The following is an 18,842-nucleotide window of genomic DNA, read 5'->3' as shown; positions in this document are numbered from 1 at the left end:
AGACGAGAAAATACTCAGAATTAGAATTTCGGAAAAAGCCAATACATTCTGGGTGAGCACTCTTTAAGAAAGAAAACGCAATGTTTGTAGACCAAGTGACTTTGCATTTAGAAGCCGGTGCCGGTGGAAACGGTGTAGCTTCGGTACGCCGGGAAAAATTTAAGCCACTCGGAGGGCCGGACGGAGGAAACGGCGGGCATGGCGGCGATATTATTTTGCGGGTAGATGGGCAAGAAACTACTTTGTTGCATCTGCGCCACAGCCCGCATCTGCGTGCAGAAAAAGGTGCTCCGGGAGCGGGAGATTTACAAAATGGCAAGCGTGGGGAAGATCTGGTTGTAAGCGTACCGGCGGGCACAGTCGTAAAAGATATGGAAGGAAATATTCTCGCTGATCTAGTGAATCTGGGAGCTGAATACGTAGCTGCTGCCGGAGGGCAGGGTGGATACGGAAATGCCGCTTTAGCTTCCCGTAAGCGGAAAGCTCCTGGTTTTGCTTTGCTAGGTGACATCGGGGAGAAGCGCGATTTGCGTCTAGAGTTGAAATCGGTGGCGGATGTGGCTCTAGTAGGTTTTCCCTCCGCAGGTAAATCTTCTTTAATATCTTCTTTGAGTGCTGCTCGCCCGAAAATAGCTGATTATCCTTTCACTACTTTACAGCCGCATCTAGGGGTAGTAGAAAAAGGGGATATGCGCTATACCATTGCAGATGTGCCGGGGCTGATTCCGGGTGCAGCGCAGGGTAAAGGCTTAGGGCTGGAATTTTTACGCCATATCGAGCGCTGCGCAATTATTTTGCACGTAATCGATTGCGCCACTTTAGAAAATGGCCGCGATCCGCTCAGTGATTTAGCGGCAATTGAATATGAACTTACGGAGTACAGCCAGCAAATTACCTATGAGCCGGGAATTGTGCCACTAAGTGAACGCCCGCGGGCAGTGGTGCTGAATAAAGCTGATGTGCCAGAAGCTAAAGAATTAGCCCAGTTCGTGGCCGGAGATATAAAGCAGCGGGGTTTGCCGGTATTTATCGTCTCCGCTGTCAGTCGGGAAGGGCTAGATAAGCTGGGCTATGATTTAGGGATTATGGTTAAACGAGTGCGGGAGCGCGAAGAAATAGTGGCAGCTACGCAACCACGCCCAGTGCTTCGCCCGCTAGATAAACGCAGCGCTTCTATTAATGTGCAAAAGCAGCGGCAGGGAGATCAGGAATTTTATCAAATTCGCGGCGATAAGGCGGAGCGCCTAGTGCGGCAAACTGATTTTAGTAACGATGAAGCAGTGGGATATTTGGCAGAGCGTTTAGCTGGTCTGGGTATTGAAAAGGAGCTGGCACGCCAGGGTGCGCGAGCCGGCGATATGGTAGTAATTGGTCCGCTCGAGGGAGGAATGATTTTTGATTGGGAGCCGAGTGTGCTCTCTGTAGAAGAGAATGTAGCTCCGCGTGGTGAGGATTCTCGTTTGCTTCAGCAAATGCGCCCCACGCGGCGCGAGCGGAAAGCTGCCTATCACCAGTCGATGGATGCAAAAGAAGCTGCCCGGCAAGAGCTACAGCAAGAGAGAGAAGCTGGGCATTGGACGAATCCGGAAGTAGAATCTGCTTTGGATTAAGGAAAGAATATATCGCGAGAGTATTCCGGAGTATTCGCAGTGGAAATATTCTTGAACTAAGGGGAGAAATATGCCGATTGAGTTGGCAGCGAGAAAAGCTGCTGTATTAGGTAGCTCAGAAAGTATGCTCACGGCTGGTGATGCCGATAATACTGGTGAAGTAGATATTCGCCGAGAAGTATTTATGGGTATTGATCTTTCTCCCTTGGGTGCTCATAGTATGCGGGTGCCGGGTGAATATGGGGTAGAGGAATTAGCTGGGCATCTCAATTTGCCGCGCCTAGCAGGGGCGATTAATGCTGCGCAGCAAGGAGGCTTGGATTTTGTAGCTTTAAAGCAAGATTTTCATATCCAAGCTGCCGCAGAGCAAGCTACGCGGGGTGACGATTCTTCACTAGATAAGCGGCTTGCAGTAGGTGCACAGCGCCCGGCCAGCGGGAATTTTGCTACAGGTAGGCAGCCTATTGCTAGCAAGCAGAGTGCTAATTTTTTAGACGGGCTAAAGGCAGCGGCAAAGTTGCAGGATTTGATTCCGCCGGCTACTCTCGCCGTAGAGATTCCGCTCGCCGCCGCTTCCGAAGTGTTCAGTAATTCGGCTCTTGACTTAAAGAGCTGCCGCGAAATTCTGCTGCCCTTATCGGCGGCAGATTTCCCCTCTGCAGAGCAGTTAGCTGGCTTTGCCCGCGGCGCAGTTGCACGAAAAGTACAGTTGAGTGCGGTAATTACGGAAGCGGAGCTATTGCAGAATAAATCTGCTCTCCTCAGTAAATATTTTCAGGCGGTGTGGTGCCGGAGTGCGGATATAGAGGGAATTCGCCGCGGGCGTATCTCCCTGCAGCAGGAGCGAGCAAAAAATAGCGCGCCGTTGCCGATAATTCTAGAACTAGGGGTGGCTATTTCGGCTACTCTGCGGGCAGCGGAAGAAAGATTAGTGCTTATTGAGCAACTTACGCAGCGTCCGGCTTTTTCGGATATTGCGGCAGTAATCGGTACGGTATACGACGCTGCGTATCAGATAGAAGACTATATAAAGAGGGGAGTGGCGGACGGAATCGTATTCCGCCCAGCTTCACTCCCCACCGATTTGGCTTCGATTATGCGTGGCGTACTGCCACTACTCCAAGAGCGCGCCAAAGGGCAAAAAGATTTGCCGTTATTTCGCTATTAGCGCTCTTAGTTCGCACTCCTAGTTATTATTTTCTTGTGCGCGCACTTTATCCATATCCAGATCTTTTACGCGCCCAATTAGATCTTCTAAAGCGTTTTTATCGAGGGCGCCTGGTTTCGAATAAACTTTAATGCCATCGCGGTAGACCACGAGGGTAGGAATCGACATAATTCCATACGACTGAGCTAAATCGCCGTTCTCTTCCGTATCTACCTTTCCAAAGGTAACATCAGAATGATTTTCCGAAACTGCCTCGAATACTGGTCCAAATTTTTGGCAGGGCCCGCACCAAGGTGCCCAGAAATCCAATATAGTAATGCCGTCTTTCGTCAATTCTTCAATATTCTTCGCGGTTACTTCTACGCTTGCCATGAAATATCCTTTCAGTTGTGTGCAGGTTCTGCGTTACAATTGTCATTAACTACAACGCATAATAGCGTGAAATAATTCCTTAAGGTTAGGCTGTGGACGAAATAAACGCTTTCACCTCGAATAATGTAAATCCCGCGCCGGGGCGTCGCCGTATTGGAATTATGGGTGGTACTTTTGATCCTATCCATAACGGGCACTTGGTGGCAGCATCGGAAGTGCAGCACTATTTTTCTTTAGACGAAGTGGTGTTTGTGCCTACTGGCCAGCAACCTTTCAAGCAGGATGCAAAGGTGGTTTACGCTGAGCACCGGTATTTAATGGCGGTGATTGCTACAGCTAATAATCCGCGTTTTTCCGTATCGCGTGTAGATATCGATAGAGGCGGTATTACCTATACAATCGATACGCTGCGAGATTTCTCTAAACAGTATCCAGATGCTGATTTATTTTTTATCACTGGTGCAGATGTACTTCCGCAGATACTGCGATGGAAAAATAATGATGAACTTTGGGAATTGGCGCATTTCGTAGGGGTCACTCGCCCCGGGCATAAGCTAGATATCTCGGGATTGCCGGCAGACGGGATTACCCTTCTGGAAGTGCCAGCTATGGCTATTTCTTCTACCGATATTCGCCACCGGGCGCATAACAATCGGCCGGTGTGGTATTTAGTGCCAGATGGCGTCGTACAATATATTAGTAAGTATAATTTGTATCAGGACGGGCAGTTAGATACTACTGCTTTAAGTGGTGCCGGTATTTCGGAAGCTACAGAAGAGAAGTTAGAAGAGTTTGAAGGAAAGGGACTGTAATGAGCGATACCCCGCGTTTAACTCGTAAACAGCTACGTGAGTTGGGAAAATTGGAAGTTAAATCTCCTGATGCTCCTTCTCTTACTGATACGCAAGAGCTGCGTTTGCGCCGTCCATCTCGAAAAGAATTACGTGAGGCAGAGAAGCTGCGTGCTGCAGCTCGGGCGGCAGCAGAGGCGCCGGAAAAGTTAGAGCGGAAATCCGTATTTTCGCGTTTTCAAAGTGAAGACGGAGAAGTGGAAACGCCGGCAAGTACAGCGAATGGAGAATCACCGGTAATAACGGCGGAGGAGCCAATTGTAGTGCAGCCAGCTGCGGCGGAAAAACTTACCGAAAAACCCGAAAGCACCGCTACACCTGAGAAAGAGCTGGATAAAGAAGCAACTGCTGATGCAGATGCGGCTGCGGATGCTGATATAGATTTGGATGCAGCTTTAGCAACGGATGCTGATAACGACGCCGCTCCGCGTAGCTTGCGTGAGCGGCTGGTGATGCGTACGCGGCGCGATAAGATTAAAGCGAATGAGAGCCCTGCGGCAGAAGAAATATCTGCAGAAGAAGTAGAGGCAGCTGCTCCAGAGGTGCCGAGTGGGAAAGCGGCAGACGATTCTGCTGCCACTGCGCATGAGGAAAATTCTGCAGATGAAAATCTGGAAGCAGCAGCTAGCGAGGAGAGCGTAGCGGGCGGAAAAGTAGCAGCGGCAGAGCTTGTAGAGGTAGCCGAGCCAGCAGAATCAGTAGAGCCAGCAAAAAAGGTGGATACAAAAGCCGCCGCTGCCGTAGAAGAAAAAGCAGCGGAGATAAAATCCGAAAAGAGCGATAAAGAAAAGAAAGCTAACAGCGGTGGGGAGCGTTCTTCCCGCCGAGCCTGGTTTGTGCTATTCGTGCTCATAGCAATCGGGATTATTGTCGGCTATCTAGGCGGCTCGCTAATAAATTTATTCTTTTTCAGTGCCGCGGGAGAACTAAGTGATTTTGCGGTGAGCACCGCGCTATTACTCTAGAGAAGCTCTTTGGAAATATAAAAGCGGAAAAGCTAGCGCAACTATGGAAAAATAGTTGTTTAAGTGTTTGCGGTGAAAATAATGTGGCGGAGAAGTGAGAAAAATTGCCGCTGAGGAAAGGGAATAGTGAGCGCTACAGATAAAGCAATTGAAATGACGATACTGGCCGCGCGCGGCGCTGCGGAAGTGAAAGCTACTTCTCTGCAGGCTTTAGACGTGTCGGAGCGGATGGTGCTGACGGATGTCTTCTTGATTTTAGCTGGATCCACGGAACGGCAAGTACGAGCAATTGTGGACAAAGTGGAAGAAACACTCGGCAAAGCAGGATATAAGCGGCTGCGGCGCGAAGGCCTAGAAGGGGAAGCGCGCTGGGTATTGCTGGATTATGGTGAAGTTATGGTGCATGTTCAGCAAGAAGAAGATCTTGCCCACTACGCCTTGGATAAATTGTGGGGAGATTGCCCGAGTATAGCTTTGCCAGAAGATATAAAGGCGGCTCCGGCGGCTGAGATACCGTTGGCTAATTATTTTGATTTTACTGATTTAGGATCGGAATAGCTGGAGCATATGACTATAAAGCGATTAATATTTTGGCGGCATGGGCAGACTGATCAGAATATCCAGCTGCGCATTCAAGGCTCTACCGATAATCCTCTGAATGAAGCTGGCGTGCTCCAGGCGCAAGAGGTTGCACCAGAATTACTGAAACTTCACCCTACGCGAATCTATACTTCACATCTGCGGCGCGCGCGAGCTACGGCAGCTGTATTACAGGAATTAGCGGGAGTACCTCTCGAAGTTGATGAGCGGCTCAGCGAGCGCAGCTATGGGTTATGGGAAGGGCTCACTAATGAAGAAATCAAAGCCGGCTGGTACGAGCAGTGGCAAGTTTGGAGGCGCGGGGAACAGCCGGATGGAGTGGGGCTGGAGACGCGCGAACACTGTGGAATTCGTTTTCGTGATGCAGTACTAGATGCAGTGGCAACGGTAGAAAAAGCTGATTCCGGGCGCGAAGAAAATCTAGTTTTCGTATCGCATGGGGGAGTTAGTGCCAACGGTATTATGAGCTTGCTTGGCATGAATCCCTCTACGTGGGTGGGTTTTCAAGGAATGGATAATTGCCATTGGTCAGTGCTCGTGCCGCGGATAGGAGCTAATCCGCCGTGGAGAATCAGCACCTACAATAGAAAATATGCCGATACAGCGGTATTTGATCGCCCGTGGTGAGAATCACCGCCTAATCTGAGATGCGAAGTGGCAAAATTTCTGCGCTCTGCATATCATTAAACAGTTGGCTGAATTATTTTAATTCTGCGGGGCATTGGCGCAGTTGGTAGCGCGCTTCCATGGCATGGAAGAGGTCAGGGGTTCGAATCCCCTATGCTCCACCAGTGCTTCTGCTAGGTTTTCTAGGCAGAAGCTTTTTTCTATGAACGCTCAATTTTATTCGTTTATTTGTTTTAAGGTTTTGTAGTCTTGCTTTTAGCGCGCAAATTTTATTGCAAAAATAGCTACTCGTTAATTTGTATTTAAATAAAAAGTTCGAGGTAAAAATATCCGTACTACGGTTTTCCTATCCTACAATTTATCTGCTGGATTTACATAAGATACCTCACCATTTATTGAAGGATATATCTTTTAAAACGGAGATGATAGAATTGCCTTGTATTGTCTGTAAATGAAGATATGTTGGAATGCACTATGCTTAACTTTCAAAATAAATCCGAAGTTTTTTCCGCAGAGAATTCGGGTGAATTAGCGCGTAAACGCGGCAGTATTTACCGGAAACTGCTAACTATGTTTCTTTTCTGTGCCTTATGCTTTACGCTGGCTATGCCAGCTTTGGTGCAGGCAGAAGATTTAGAGATAAGTGAACCGCTCGCTAGCCAAAGTGTGCGTGCAGCGGGCGAGCCGAAGGTCGATACAATATCTGTCGGCAATAAAACTATTTCCGGAGACATAAAAATGGGTAAAGGTCAACGGACACATAAAAACCTAACCTTTACGATTACTGTAACTGTGAATCGCAAAGCCGGAGGAACCGAAGAAAAAACGGTCTCTATCCCACCCACCGAGCGAAAAACAAAATGGAGTGTAACTTTAGGTAGTGCCCTTGCCGAAGGTGACAAGGTAACTGTGACGGAAGTAGGCGAGACCTCTAAGACCATCACTATTGAGGTTCAACCATCTTTAAAGGATCAGCATAAAGATGATTTGAAAATGCCAAAAGGTGAAATTTGGATAGAACAAACTTCATCCAACCAAGTTAGTACAGATGAACAAGCAGAAGCTGTTCAAATGTTGAAAGATGCAAACACTGCAATAGCAGGGGATATTAAATCAGTTGAGTTTTCTATTGATGGTACTGACCATGCTTATTATGAAGTAACTTATACTGATGGTTCGACATCAGGCAAAGTTGAAGCTACGGACCTAAAAATCGAAACGGTAACGGATACATCTGCCGCTCCGACAATACAAAAAGTTCAGGTAACAGACGGACAGATTATCGTTACGCTTGATAAAGAGGTTGCCGAAGGTACGAAATTTTATTTTGTCAAAAATTTTACGGATGGAGAGGACAAGAATTTTAGCGAAAATGGAAGCTGCAAAGTGGACAAATCTACCTCAGATGATATGTCTCAAACAGTATCCAAAGACGGAACAACAGTTACTTTCCCAATCAATGATAAGGTTAACGATTTAAAACTCGGAAAAGAGTTCGGTATCCTTGTCAAAGAGCCACATAAATTCCGTTCTTGCGCGAAGTCTGAGCCGGTAATAACAACCCCCGACAAAGTCGCCGTGAGGGATCCTCACAAATTAACTGATGCCGATAAAAAAGCCATCGAGAAAGCTATTCGAGATGCCAATACGGTAAATGGTACATCTAAACTTCCCGATGGGACTGGAGACTGGGATGGGGTTCCGGCAGTTATACAATTTGATGACAACGGAAACGTTAAGATATTTAGCGGTAATGATGCGGAAGTTACTTATGATAGTAATTGGAATCCGGTACCTGTAAAAAATGCAGATGGTTCAGTCAAGGTAAAAGACGGAGCTGAACCAAAAGGAACAATCCCAGCCAAGGATCTGGTGAAAAATATCAAACCTAATTCTCCTGCGATTGCGGTAGATACGGATACTGGCAAAGTTACCATTACTCCACCGGCTTATAAAGATCCCGGTGATGATACCGACTTGCTGTCTTACACCGTCACCTATAAGGATGCTTCTGGAGCAGAGAAAACCGTCACCGCAACGCGAACTGTGGACGAAGCTTCCGGTAAGACCACTTGGTCAGCAGATAATGCCACGGTTGATGCGAACACCGGTGTGATTACTCTGAAAGTTGAAGACATCGAAGTTGGTGGAACTGTCACGGCAAAAGCGAAAGATAAAGGCGGTCTGGAGGGTGACACCGATAAGCTTGATTCAGCTCCGGCAACCAAGACGCTCGAAACTGCCACTGTCAGCTATGACCGCAACGGTGGTAAGGGCAGTATGGCTGGGAAGACTCTGAACAAGGGCGTTGAGTATGCAATTTTGGCTAATATCTTTACTGCTCCTAATGAGAATCAAGAATTTAAGACCTGGCAGATAGGCGACAAAGAATATGCTGCTAATGACAAATTTATAGTCAAGGCAGATACGGTAGTTAAAGCTATCTGGAAAGACATCCAGGTCACTGTCACCTACGACGGTAACGGCGGTACCGGTGCAACAGAAGGTGCGACTATGAAGAAGGGCAGCACTTATAAGTTGGTTGCTAATGGCTTTACTGCTCCTGAGAATCAGAAGTTTAAGGGCTGGAAGATTGGCGATACTGAGTATGCTCCTGGTGATGAGATTACGGTTAAGGAAGACACCAAGGTAGAAGCTGTCTGGGAAGACATTCCCGCTCCTGCTCCGGATGCGAAAGGTTCAACTCCGGGTGGTAACGCAGCGGGGAAGAAGGGCAATTCTTCTCTTCCTAAGACGGGAGCAGAAATCGCATTCTCCGCGCTTGCTTCTGCAATCCTCCTTGCGTCCGGTGGAGCTCTTACTCTGAATAGAAAGAGAAGAATCGAACGCTAAAATCTAAAAATAGATAGCTAAGATCTAAGAAATAGATAATTGAAACCGCCCATATGTGTTTTGCGTATGGGCGGTTTCGCTCTATGCAATGGAGCTGGATGAGAAGTATGGCAGCGCTATTTTGCGCCGTATGCCGATTACACGGGTGATTCAGCCGGGATTACTTGCCTGCACGGCGGAAAAGAACATGCCTATCTTGATCTAGTGAAAGAGGTGGAATGTGAGAAATAATTGTTTTGCTATAACGTAAGTGCCGGTTAGATTTGCCAGCTAATGAAACTCCTTACCTGCCAAGGATTATCCCGATGTAAACCATATTTCTTCTAGGCGGGACTTAAATCCAAATTCGCTTCAAAATTTTCGGTTAAACTAAAATTATTGTTCAGACTACCGAAAATAGGAGTGTAAATATGGATAATATTGCCAAGATTCTCAGCGACGCCGGGCTGAAAAATCCTGCAGTAGCTGAGTACGTAGCGTACTGGGCCGGAATTACCGAACCCGCTGCCATCGAAGTCATTTCTGCAAAGGATGACGACCGGCTCATCACTGAAGGCCTATCCACCGGTGAAATCGCACCTGCGGGCGATGGACTCTACTACTCCCGTTCCTACTACAAGGACACGGCGCGCAGCGAGGAACGCACCGTCGTTGCCACCCACAATCCGCAGGAAGCCGGAATCTACAACAACTGGTACGACGCCACGGAAGTAACTGCCCGGCAGCTGGAAAGCATGAAGGGGGCCTCCCGGGGTAAAACAATGTACGTGGTGCCCTACTTGATGGCACCGCCGAAATCGCCGCTAGAAAAGTGGGCTCGCGGGGTGGAGCTTACCGACAACCTCACCGTGGTTCTGCACATGATCCGCATGGCTCGGGTTGGCATAGAACACCTGAACAATTTGGAAGATCCGGGACAATTCGTGCGTGCAGTGCACGTGACCGGCGACCTGGAGAACTTGGGGCAGGGTACCGATAAGGATAAGCGCCTGTTTGCCACGGTGGCCGACGAGCGCACAATTTTGCATTTCGGTTCCTCCTACGGCGGCAACGCGCTGCTCGGGAAGATTGCCCACGGTCTGCGCCAAGCCTCTTACGATGGCTGGGCTTCCGGGGAATTCCTTTCCGAACAGTTCATGTTGATCGGTATTAAGGATAAGCTCAAGAATCGCACCTACTACGTGTGCGGCGGCTTCCCCTCAGCTTCCGGTAAAACCAATCTCGCTATGATGCTAGCCCCCGACGCTTTGGGGGAGCGCTACGAAGTTTACTTCTACGGCGATGACATCGTGTGGTTGCGCGTTGGCGAAGACGGCAAGCTTTACGGCATGAACCCAGAATACGGCGCGTTCGGCGTGGCAAAGGACACCAACTGGAACTCTAATCCCACCGCCATGGACGCCATCAAAGAAGGCTCGAAGACGCTCTTCACCAATGTCGCTTACAACCCCGAAACCCAAGAGCTGTGGTGGGAAGGTAAGACCCCGGATTACCCCGAAGATGTTACTGGCTGGCTGGATTGGAAGGGCGAAAAGATTTCCGACCGCCCGGCCGATCGGCAACGCTCCGAGGCCAAGGGCGACGAGTGGGCACACCCCAATTCCCGCTTCACCACGTCTTTGGCTAACGTGCCCAACGTGGCCCCCGACTATGAAGAACCGCAAGGTGTGCCAATTGACGCCATCATCTTTGGCGGACGAGTAAAGGACAGGGAGCCGCTTATTCGGGCAATCACCGACCTAACCGAGGGGGTTTACGACGGTTTGACCCTGGGTGCCCAGGCTACTTTCGCGGCCGAGGGCAAGGAAGGCGTGTTGCGTTATGATCCGATGTCGATGCGCCCCTTCATGTCCTACCCCGAAGGGGACTACGCGGCCCACTGGTTGGAGATGATTGGTTCCGCGAGGGAACAGCCTATTTTTGCGCACGTGAACTGGTTCCAACGCGATCCGGAAGACGGCCACTTTCTCTGGCCTGGCTACCGCGACAACCTGCGGGCGCTGCTTTGGTTGCTAGATGTTAAGGAAGGACGCGCTGAGGGCGTGCAAACGCCGGTAGGTATTTTGCCGAAGAAGGAAGAGCTAAATCTGGATGGTTTCGAAGGTGACGACGCCGATCTGGATAAGCTTCTTTCCATTGACACTGAACTGTGGAAAAAGGAGATGGACTACCGCCGCGAACACCTTGCACAGTTCAAGAATCTACCTGAGCAAATCTGGGCCGCGCACGAGCGGATAGCACAGGCGTTTAACGCCTAATTGGCCATCTGGTTTTGTACTAGCGACGGGTGGATTTCCTCTAGGCGGGTTAATTCCAGCGGGTAGTTACGGCTCCTGTTGGGATTAACCCGCCAGTTTCTATCTAGCCTTAACTAATAAGCGAATAAAGTTAGGCAGAAATTTTTCGCATAGCCACTTTATAGAATTCCTTATATGTATAACACATCGCAAGAAAGTTCAAAATTAAAATATCTGTTGTATTTTTGATAAACTGGAATAGAACTACTGGAGTGAAAGAAATTTACTGCAGTAGCTGACGAAAACAAACGCGAATAAGAAAGGAGCGTTTCATGGGTCAGCTAATTGGAATGATTATTACCGGTGCTATAGTAGGAGCCTTAGCCCGATTCTTTAAGAAAGGTGAACAGCCTATTGGTATTCTGTGGACTATTATCCTCGGTGCCTTAGGAGCGGGGCTAGGAGGCTGGATAGTAGGCCTATTTGGTTACTCTAATGCGAACGGCGGTATTTCCTGGATACAGTGGATCGTATCGATAATCGCTGCTATGGTACTTATCGGAATCTACATGGGTTTTTCTGCAAAAGATAAGAAGTAAGCCCCTGTAGCAAAAATATATTTTCTAAAGAAAAATTTTCTTACCCTCTGGATGGTTTCGACCTTTCAGAGGGTATTTTTTACCCTAAGAAAGCCCCGTAATACGGCCATCTTCAGCTACGTCAATAGAATTTGCGGCTGGTACTTTCGGAAGCCCCGGCATAGTTAGCAGGCTTCCCGAATAAGCCACCAAGAAACCAGCACCCGCATTTACTTTAATATGCCGCACATGCACCTGGAAATCACGCGGAGCTCCACGGAGCTGGGGATTATCTGAGAAGCTATATTGGGTCTTCGCCATGCATATAGGTAAATCTGCAAAGCCTAACTCTGTGAGCTGAGAAATTTCTCGCCGCGCTGCCGGAGCAATATCTACTCCGGAACCGCCGTATACGTTCTGCACTAGCAGATTAAGTTTTTCGGCTATCGGCATTCCAAGTGGATAAGCAAAGCGAAGCAGATCCAAATTTTTGCGGCCTGTTTCGTTTCCTTTATTTTCTTCGCAGAGGCGCACCACTTCCTGAGCTAGCTCCTCTCCGCCAGCTCCTCCATCTGCCCATACCGTAGAGTTCACTAGCTTCACTCCAAGCTTTGCACATTCGGTGCTAGCCAAAGCTATTTCTGCCGCCGTATCGCTGGGAAATACGTTTAAAGCCACCACAACTGGCAGATTAAATACATTCTGCAAAGTGGAAATATGGCGCAGTAAGTTAGGCAGCCCCGCCTGTAAGGCAGGCAAATTTTCATACTCTAAATCCTTCGTATCTACTCCGCCGTGCATTTTTAAGGCGCGAATTGTGCCCACTACTACGGCGCAATCTGGCTGCATACCACTTAGGCGGCACTTGATATCGATAAATTTTTCGGCCCCTAAATCTGCCCCGAAACCGGCTTCTGTAACTGTGTAAGAGCTGAGAGAACGCGCCATTTTTGTGGCAATAATTGAATTACATCCGTGGGCGATATTAGCAAAAGGTCCACCGTGCATAATCACCGGCGTCCCTTCTATACTCTGCACTAAATTCGGTAATAAGGCTTCTCTAAGCAAGGCCGTCATGGCTCCAGCTGCCTGTAAATCAGCGGCCGTCACCGGTTTGCCGTCTTCATTATAGGCGACGATTATTTTCCCCAACCGGCGTTTTAGATCAGCTAAGGAAGAAGCTAAGCAAAAAATAGCCATCACTTCGGTAGCTACAGTAATTTCAAAGCCGTCTTCGCGTTCTCGCCCGTCGCTGGTCTTTCCCCGACCATCTACGATATTACGCAATTGGCGGTCGTTCATATCGAGGCAGCGCTTCAAGACGATGCGCTGAGGGTCGATACGGAGCTCATTTCCTTGGTAGATATGGTTATCTAGCAGGGCGGCTAGTAGATTATTGGCTGCTGAAATAGCGTGAAAATCGCCGGTAAAATGTAGATTTATATCTTCCATCGGAAGCACCTGCGCATAGCCACCTCCGCAGGCGCCGCCTTTCAAGCCGAAAACTGGCCCCAAAGAAGGCTCACGTAAGGCTGCACATACTCGTTTTCCGATGTGCGCTAAACCATCCGCTAGTCCAATTGTGGTGGTAGTTTTTCCTTCTCCGGCCGGAGTAGGAGACATCGCGGTCACCAGCACAAGCTTATTACGGGTAATCTGCTCGTCATTTATCAACTGTAAATCTAGCTTTGCTTTAGCACGCCCATAGGGTACGAGGTATTTTGCGTCGATTCCCAGTTTTGCGGCAATCTCTGTAATAGGGCGAAGCTGGGATTGCTGGGCAATCTCAATATCGGATAGTTGCGCCACTTAAATGAATCCTCCACTGCTGAGTGCTATTTTGGCCGAAGCTTTTCGCGGTATATTCCACATTCTTCCAATTGGCTATATACCGGAATTAGCTACGAAAGTAATCCACTGCCGCCGCAAAAATTTGCATATCATAACGGCCGGGTACATTTTGATAGGTGCCAGCGGAGAAACGTTCTGCGTGCCCCATCTTTCCAAAAATACGCCCACAATCAGATACCATTCCTTCGATAGCTAGCTGTGAATCATTTGGATTGAATCGAATATCAGAAGTCGGAGTGCCCGCTAAATCCACATATTGGGTGGCTATATTCTGCGCTTTTACTTCTCCGACGATTCGCCCTTCACCATGCGATATGGGCACTTGATAAATTGCGCCCATTTCAGTTTTTTGCAGCCACGGACTGCTCGTATTGCAGATACGCACATTGACGATTCCCGATTGGTGGCGCTCAATCGTATTATAAGTGAGAGTAGGCATATCAACTTTTGGTTCACAAATTCGCCCAGTGGGGAGTAGCCCTAATTTAATTAAAGCTTGAAAGCCGTTGCAGATGCCACCAATTAGCCCATCGCGTTCTTCCAGCAACTGGTTAATTTCCTCTGCTACCTGTTCATTGCGCATAAACGAAGTAATGAACTTAGCTGATCCATCTGGTTCATCACCGCCCGAGAAACCACCCGGAATGAAAAGAATCTGCGCTGCTGCCAACTTAGCAGCAAACTCGCTAATACTTCTTTCAATATCCGCCACTGTAAGGCTCTTGACGACCATAATATCTGCTTTGGCCCCAGCCTTTTCCCAAGCCCGTGCCGTATCAAATTCACAGTTAGTGCCAGGGAATACCGGAATTAGTACTTGGGGATTAGGGTGCGGCTGACCGCTATATTTGCGGGCGGGCAGGTTGTTTTTAATCCACGGATAGCTTTTGACCTCTGGCCGGAGCGCGGGGGTGGAATTTACCGGTGCTAGAGAGTCTGCTAGTGAGTCTGCTGCCGATGAAGAATTAGCCCCAGACCCCGCATCCGGAGCTGGAGTATGTACGTGATAGACCGGTTCCAACTTGGCCTCATAGCCTTTTTGGAGCTCGGCAATAGCTACTTTTTGTCCAGCTGCCCGTAACTCATACGGAGAAATTACTTCTCCGATTTCTTGTATCTCTACTAATTCTTCTTCGGCTGGATGAGGTGAAAAATCTGCCGCTGCCTCGAGCAGGAAGCCGCCACAAATAGGGACAAACCCCGTCTCTGGCGCAAAATCAGAGTTAAATTGAACTCCTAGCTGGTTTCCGAGTGCCATTTTGAAAGCTGCTTCATGAATCGAAGAACCAGTCAAAGAGTAGGCAGCCCGGATCTTTCCGCTCGCCAGCAGCTGAGCTACTTTCAGGAAATACGCCTTAGAAAGTTTGGTGCCTTTGCGCGGGGCAGCAACTAGTAATTTTCCGCCTGCTTCTTTCAGCTCCGGGGAAATCACCTGATCAAGTTGGGCTAAGGTGACGGCAAAAGATACCAGAGTAGGAATCACTTCTAAATTTTCGAAAGTGCCGCTCATGGAATCTTTGCCACCGATTGCGGCCATCTCTAAATCTAGCTGGGCTTGAAAGGCCCCCATAAGTGAAGCGAAAGGCAGACCCCATTTCTCTGGATCTGTTTGGAGAGAGGGGAAGTACTCTTGAAAACTTAAGTGTACCTGCGCGGGATCTCCTCCTGCCGCTACTACTTTCGCTACTGAATCTATTACGGCTTCATAAGCGCCGCGGTAGGGGTCAGCTTTACTGATAGTGGGATTGAAGCCATAAGCCATGACGGAGCAAGTAGTGGTTTCTGCTCCCAATACCGGGAATTTATGTACCATAGCTTGAATAGGGGTCTTTTGTAGCTTTCCTCCTAAAGGCATGAGCACGGTGCCGGCTCCAATAGTGGAATCAAATTGCTGAATTAGGCCTTCTTTCGCGCAGTGATTCAAATCGGTAAGCATATCGGCTAAGCGGCTGCGCCAATCCGCATGAGCAGATATTTCTGCGGTATTTGCTTCCGCCCGCGTAGCTGCTTTCGGCTCGGCTACTTTCACATCTATCTGCTTCGGAGCGCCATTTGTATCGAGGAAAGAGCGCTCAATATTCACCACTTCTTGCCCCTGATAGCTCATTCTTAGTACTGGTGCTGCCGTCACATCGGCCACCACTGCATAGCGTAGATTTTCTTCTGCGCAGTATTTGGCCAACTCCGCTAAATCTTTTTTGGCGATTACTAGCGCCATGCGTTCTTGAGATTCGCTCACCGCAATTTCGGTAGCATTCAGTCCCTCATATTTCTTATAAACCGCATCTAAATGGATATCGAGACCCGCAGCTAATTCTCCTACCGCTACACAGACGCCGCCCGCACCGAAATCATTACATTTCTTTACGAAGCGCGTCACTTCTGGCCGGCGGAAAAGTCGCTGCAATTTTCGCTCTTCTGGAGCATTACCTTTTTGCACCTGTGCTCCACATTCCGATACGGAATCTAAATTATGTGCTCGCGAAGAGCCAGTAGCTCCGCCGATGCCATCCCGGCCAGTAGCTCCGCCTACTAGGACTACGATATCGCCCGGAATGGGAGTCTCGCGTTTAATATCTGCTTGCCGTACCGCTCCTAAAACTGCCCCGATTTCCAGGCGCTTTGCGGCATAAGAGGGGTCATATACTTCATCAATAAATGAAGTAGCCAAACCTATTTGATTACCATAAGATGAGTAACCATCGGCAGCGGTAGTTACGATTTTCCGCTGCGGTAATTTTCCAGGCAGAGTATCTTCTCGGCTTGTGAGCGGATCAGCTGCGCCTGTGACGCGCATAGCCGCATATACGTAAGAACGCCCGGAAAGTGGATCGCGAATTGCTCCACCAATACAGGTAGCCGCACCGCCAAAAGGCTCAATTTCAGTGGGGTGATTATGAGTTTCGTTTTTGAAAAGGAGTAGCCAATCTTCGTTTTTCCCGTCTACATCTACCGCTACTTTTATAGTGCAAGCATTAATTTCTTCCGAAATATCCAGCTGCTCCAATTTCCCTTCCCGCCGCAATTGCTTCATCGCCATAGTCGCCATACTCATAAGAGTGACGGGGCGGTCAGGGTTAATTTCTTCCTTAATCTTCAGATAAGAATCGTAGGTGGCTTGTACGCGGGCATCTGCAATTTCTACCTGGCGCAGGGCAGTATTAAAGGTAGTATGCCGGCAATGGTCAGACCAATAGGTGTCAATTACTTTTAATTCGGTTTCGCTCGGATCGCGCTGCACCGATTGGAAATAGCTCTGCACTAGCTGCAAATCTGCTAAATCCATCGCGCAAGAATTATCTGCTAAGTATTTTTCTAAACGCTCCGTATCATAAGAGGTAAAGCCGTCAATAATAGGTACAGGAGCGGGGGGAGTAGTGCGCAGCTCTAGGCTCTCCGGCATCTCCAATCCCACTTCTTGGGAATCTACCGGATTGATTAAATATTTTTTAATTTCGGCAATTTCGGCGTTAGTGAGCTCACCTTCCAGCAGATATATGCAGGCATAATTGACGAGCGGTTTATCTACCTGTGCCAGCATCTGAATACAAATCGCAGCTGAATCTGCCCGCTGATCGTACTGCCCCGGCAGATAGCTGACAGCGAAAGCGGTAGTATTAGCGGGAATCTTTAATTCACTAAAGTAATTATCGAGTGGGGGCTGGGCAAATACATTAGTAACTGCGGATTGGAATACTTTGCTGCTCACTCCCTCCACATCGTAGCGATTAATAATGCGCAGACCCACTAAATTGTGAATTCCTAAGAATTCTCGCAGTTCGCCAGCTAAAGAGGCGGCTGCCGGATTAGTTTCTGCTTTTGCTTCTACATAAATTCGGTAAATCATTTTCCTGCCTCAATCTCTAGAGCCCGTTTGCCAATATCCCGGCGGAACTGGCATGAGCCGAACTTTACTTTTTCTACATTTTCATAGGCTTTATTCAGTGCTGCTGTTAGAGAATCGCCGTATCCTAATACGTTAATTACGCGCCCGCCGTTACTTAACAGGGTGCCGGCTGCGCTGCGCTTTACTCCGGCAAATACTAGATAGGGGAGTATTTCTGGAGGATAGGTAATTTCTTGCCCTTTTTCTACCGGCCCCGGGTAGCCCGCCGCCGCCATTACTACGCAGGCGGCATGCTGGGCGGTGGATTCTACTTTTACTTTTTCGAGTTCTCCCCGAGCCACAGCCTGGAAAATTTCCAAGAGATTTCCGCGGAGTAAGGGGAGTACTACCTGCGTTTCTGGATCGCCGAAGCGCGCATTATACTCAATTACTTTTAACCCGGAAGCGGTGAGCATTAGCCCAAAATAGAGACACCCCCGGAAATCGATATGCTCTGCCTGCAATCCGGCCAGAGTAGGGAGCATGATTTTTTCTTGAAATTCTTGCGCCACCGCAGTGCTAAATACGGGATTAGGGGCAATTACTCCCATACCGCCAGTATTCGGCCCTTTATCGCCGTCATAAATCCGCTTGTGATCCATAGAAGATACCAAGGGTTTAATTGTTTTACCGTCACAGAAACTGAGTACCGAAATTTCGGGCCCCGTCAGATATTCTTCAATCACCACTTGCCGCGACGATTCCCCAAATTTCTGCCCGAGCATGAAATCGCGCAGTACTTCTTCTGCGGCAGTGAAACTATCTGGAATAGCTACACCTTTGCCGAGTGCTAGCCCATCAGCCTTAATCACCAAAGGATAACTGGAATTACGGGCATACTCTAAGGCGGCCGAAAAATCGGTAAAATGTTGATATTTAGCAGTAGGAATGCCGTGGCGCATCATAAACTCTTTAGCGAAGCTCTTGGAGCCTTCCAGCATCGCTCCGGCACGGCGAGGCCCAAAGCAGGGAATTCCCACTTCTTCGAGAGCATCTACCATACCGAGCACTAGCGGGTTATCGGGGGTGACCACGCAGAAATCAATTTTTTCTTTCTGGCAAAATTCGCGCACCCCAGTGATGTCTTCTGCAGTAATTTCCGGATGGATATAGGCAAAATCTTCCATTGCGGCATTTCCGGGCAATATGTGCAACTCCAGCTGGGGATTATCTGCTAAAAGTTTTTGGGCGATTGCATATTCCCGCCCGCCGCTGCCAATAATGCTCAGTTTCATAGCTATTTT

13 protein-coding genes and 1 tRNA gene are annotated in these 18,842 nt (G+C 48.6%); 10 read left to right on the top strand and 4 right to left on the bottom strand.

What is annotated here, in order from left to right; genetic code table 11:
* Positions 1-80 precede the first annotated feature (80 nt).
* Both obgE and BQ7117_RS05315 read left to right on the top strand, forming a co-directional pair.
* Positions 81-1,610 (top strand): GTPase ObgE, encoded by a 1,530-nt coding sequence (obgE, locus tag BQ7117_RS05320; protein WP_073996533.1) that lies wholly within the window; start codon positions 81-83, stop codon positions 1,608-1,610.
* A gap of 70 nt (positions 1,611-1,680) precedes the next feature.
* Positions 1,681-2,778, top strand: coding sequence for a hypothetical protein (locus BQ7117_RS05315; RefSeq protein ID WP_073996532.1), 1,098 nt, complete (start codon positions 1,681-1,683; stop codon positions 2,776-2,778).
* An 18-nt stretch (positions 2,779-2,796) separates the two neighbouring features.
* Here the strand turns inward: BQ7117_RS05315 and trxA are convergent, their stop codons facing one another.
* Entirely contained in the window at positions 2,797-3,150 is a 354-nt protein-coding gene (gene trxA, locus BQ7117_RS05310) for a thioredoxin (RefSeq protein WP_073996531.1), read from the bottom strand.
* A gap of 161 nt (positions 3,151-3,311) precedes the next feature.
* On the opposite strand from trxA, the gene nadD reads away from it, so the two are divergent.
* The 8 genes from nadD to BQ7117_RS05270 all read left to right on the top strand — a co-directional run bounded on the left by nadD (position 3,312) and on the right by BQ7117_RS05270 (position 11,882).
* Complete coding sequence (gene nadD, locus BQ7117_RS05305) at positions 3,312-3,962, top strand: nicotinate-nucleotide adenylyltransferase (protein ID WP_084790061.1); 651 nt, start codon at positions 3,312-3,314, stop codon at positions 3,960-3,962.
* On the top strand, positions 3,962-4,966 hold the full coding sequence (locus BQ7117_RS05300) for a hypothetical protein (protein WP_073996529.1): 1,005 nt from the start codon (positions 3,962-3,964) through the stop codon (positions 4,964-4,966). Before nadD ends, BQ7117_RS05300 begins: the two co-directional genes overlap by 1 nt.
* A gap of 126 nt (positions 4,967-5,092) precedes the next feature.
* Entirely contained in the window at positions 5,093-5,524 is a 432-nt protein-coding gene (gene rsfS, locus BQ7117_RS05295) for a ribosome silencing factor (RefSeq protein WP_073996528.1), read from the top strand.
* A 9-nt stretch (positions 5,525-5,533) separates the two neighbouring features.
* Entirely contained in the window at positions 5,534-6,193 is a 660-nt protein-coding gene (locus BQ7117_RS05290; protein ID WP_073996527.1) for a histidine phosphatase family protein, read from the top strand.
* A gap of 88 nt (positions 6,194-6,281) precedes the next feature.
* Positions 6,282-6,357, top strand: a tRNA-Ala gene (locus BQ7117_RS05285).
* 277 nt (positions 6,358-6,634) lie between these two features.
* Positions 6,635-9,046 carry an LPXTG cell wall anchor domain-containing protein gene (locus BQ7117_RS05280; RefSeq protein ID WP_143273976.1) on the top strand — a complete coding sequence of 804 codons (2,412 nt, stop codon included), beginning with the start codon at positions 6,635-6,637 and terminating at the stop codon, positions 9,044-9,046.
* 410 nt (positions 9,047-9,456) lie between these two features.
* Entirely contained in the window at positions 9,457-11,304 is a 1,848-nt protein-coding gene (locus BQ7117_RS05275; RefSeq protein WP_073996525.1) for a phosphoenolpyruvate carboxykinase (GTP), read from the top strand.
* Between the two features lie 311 nt (positions 11,305-11,615).
* Entirely contained in the window at positions 11,616-11,882 is a 267-nt protein-coding gene (locus tag BQ7117_RS05270) for a GlsB/YeaQ/YmgE family stress response membrane protein (protein ID WP_073996524.1), read from the top strand.
* A gap of 84 nt (positions 11,883-11,966) precedes the next feature.
* Here BQ7117_RS05270 and BQ7117_RS05265 read toward each other — a convergent pair whose 3' ends face one another.
* From BQ7117_RS05265 to purD, 3 genes are all read right to left on the bottom strand, one after another.
* Positions 11,967-13,670, bottom strand: a complete 1,704-nt coding sequence (locus tag BQ7117_RS05265) for a formate--tetrahydrofolate ligase (protein ID WP_073996523.1) — start codon at positions 13,668-13,670, stop codon at positions 11,967-11,969.
* Between the two features lie 88 nt (positions 13,671-13,758).
* On the bottom strand, positions 13,759-17,559 hold the full coding sequence (locus tag BQ7117_RS05260) for a phosphoribosylformylglycinamidine synthase (protein WP_073996522.1): 3,801 nt from the start codon (positions 17,557-17,559) through the stop codon (positions 13,759-13,761).
* Entirely contained in the window at positions 17,556-18,833 is a 1,278-nt protein-coding gene (gene purD, locus BQ7117_RS05255) for a phosphoribosylamine--glycine ligase (protein ID WP_073996521.1), read from the bottom strand. Before purD ends, BQ7117_RS05260 begins: the two co-directional genes overlap by 4 nt.
* Positions 18,834-18,842 lie beyond the last annotated feature (9 nt).

It is taken from the genome of Arcanobacterium urinimassiliense, assembly GCF_900119495.1.
Taxonomy (GTDB): domain Bacteria; phylum Actinomycetota; class Actinomycetes; order Actinomycetales; family Actinomycetaceae; genus Arcanobacterium_A; species Arcanobacterium_A urinimassiliense.
This window is presented reverse-complemented; position numbering and strand designations above follow the sequence as displayed.

Excerpts from the sequence above, each read along its gene's own strand:
- obgE (WP_073996533.1), top strand. The coding sequence starts at position 81 with ATGTTTGTAGACCAAGTGACTTTGCATTTAGAAGCCGGTGCCGGTGGA.
- BQ7117_RS05315 (WP_073996532.1), top strand. The coding sequence starts at position 1,681 with ATGCCGATTGAGTTGGCAGCGAGAAAAGCTGCTGTATTAGGTAGCTCA.
- trxA (WP_073996531.1), bottom strand. The coding sequence starts at position 3,150 with ATGGCAAGCGTAGAAGTAACCGCGAAGAATATTGAAGAATTGACGAAA.
- nadD (WP_084790061.1), top strand. The coding sequence starts at position 3,312 with ATGGGTGGTACTTTTGATCCTATCCATAACGGGCACTTGGTGGCAGCA.
- BQ7117_RS05300 (WP_073996529.1), top strand. The coding sequence starts at position 3,962 with ATGAGCGATACCCCGCGTTTAACTCGTAAACAGCTACGTGAGTTGGGA.
- BQ7117_RS05290 (WP_073996527.1), top strand. The coding sequence starts at position 5,534 with ATGACTATAAAGCGATTAATATTTTGGCGGCATGGGCAGACTGATCAG.
- BQ7117_RS05275 (WP_073996525.1), top strand. The coding sequence starts at position 9,457 with ATGGATAATATTGCCAAGATTCTCAGCGACGCCGGGCTGAAAAATCCT.
- BQ7117_RS05270 (WP_073996524.1), top strand. The coding sequence starts at position 11,616 with ATGGGTCAGCTAATTGGAATGATTATTACCGGTGCTATAGTAGGAGCC.
- BQ7117_RS05260 (WP_073996522.1), bottom strand. The coding sequence starts at position 17,559 with ATGATTTACCGAATTTATGTAGAAGCAAAAGCAGAAACTAATCCGGCA.
- purD (WP_073996521.1), bottom strand. The coding sequence starts at position 18,833 with ATGAAACTGAGCATTATTGGCAGCGGCGGGCGGGAATATGCAATCGCC.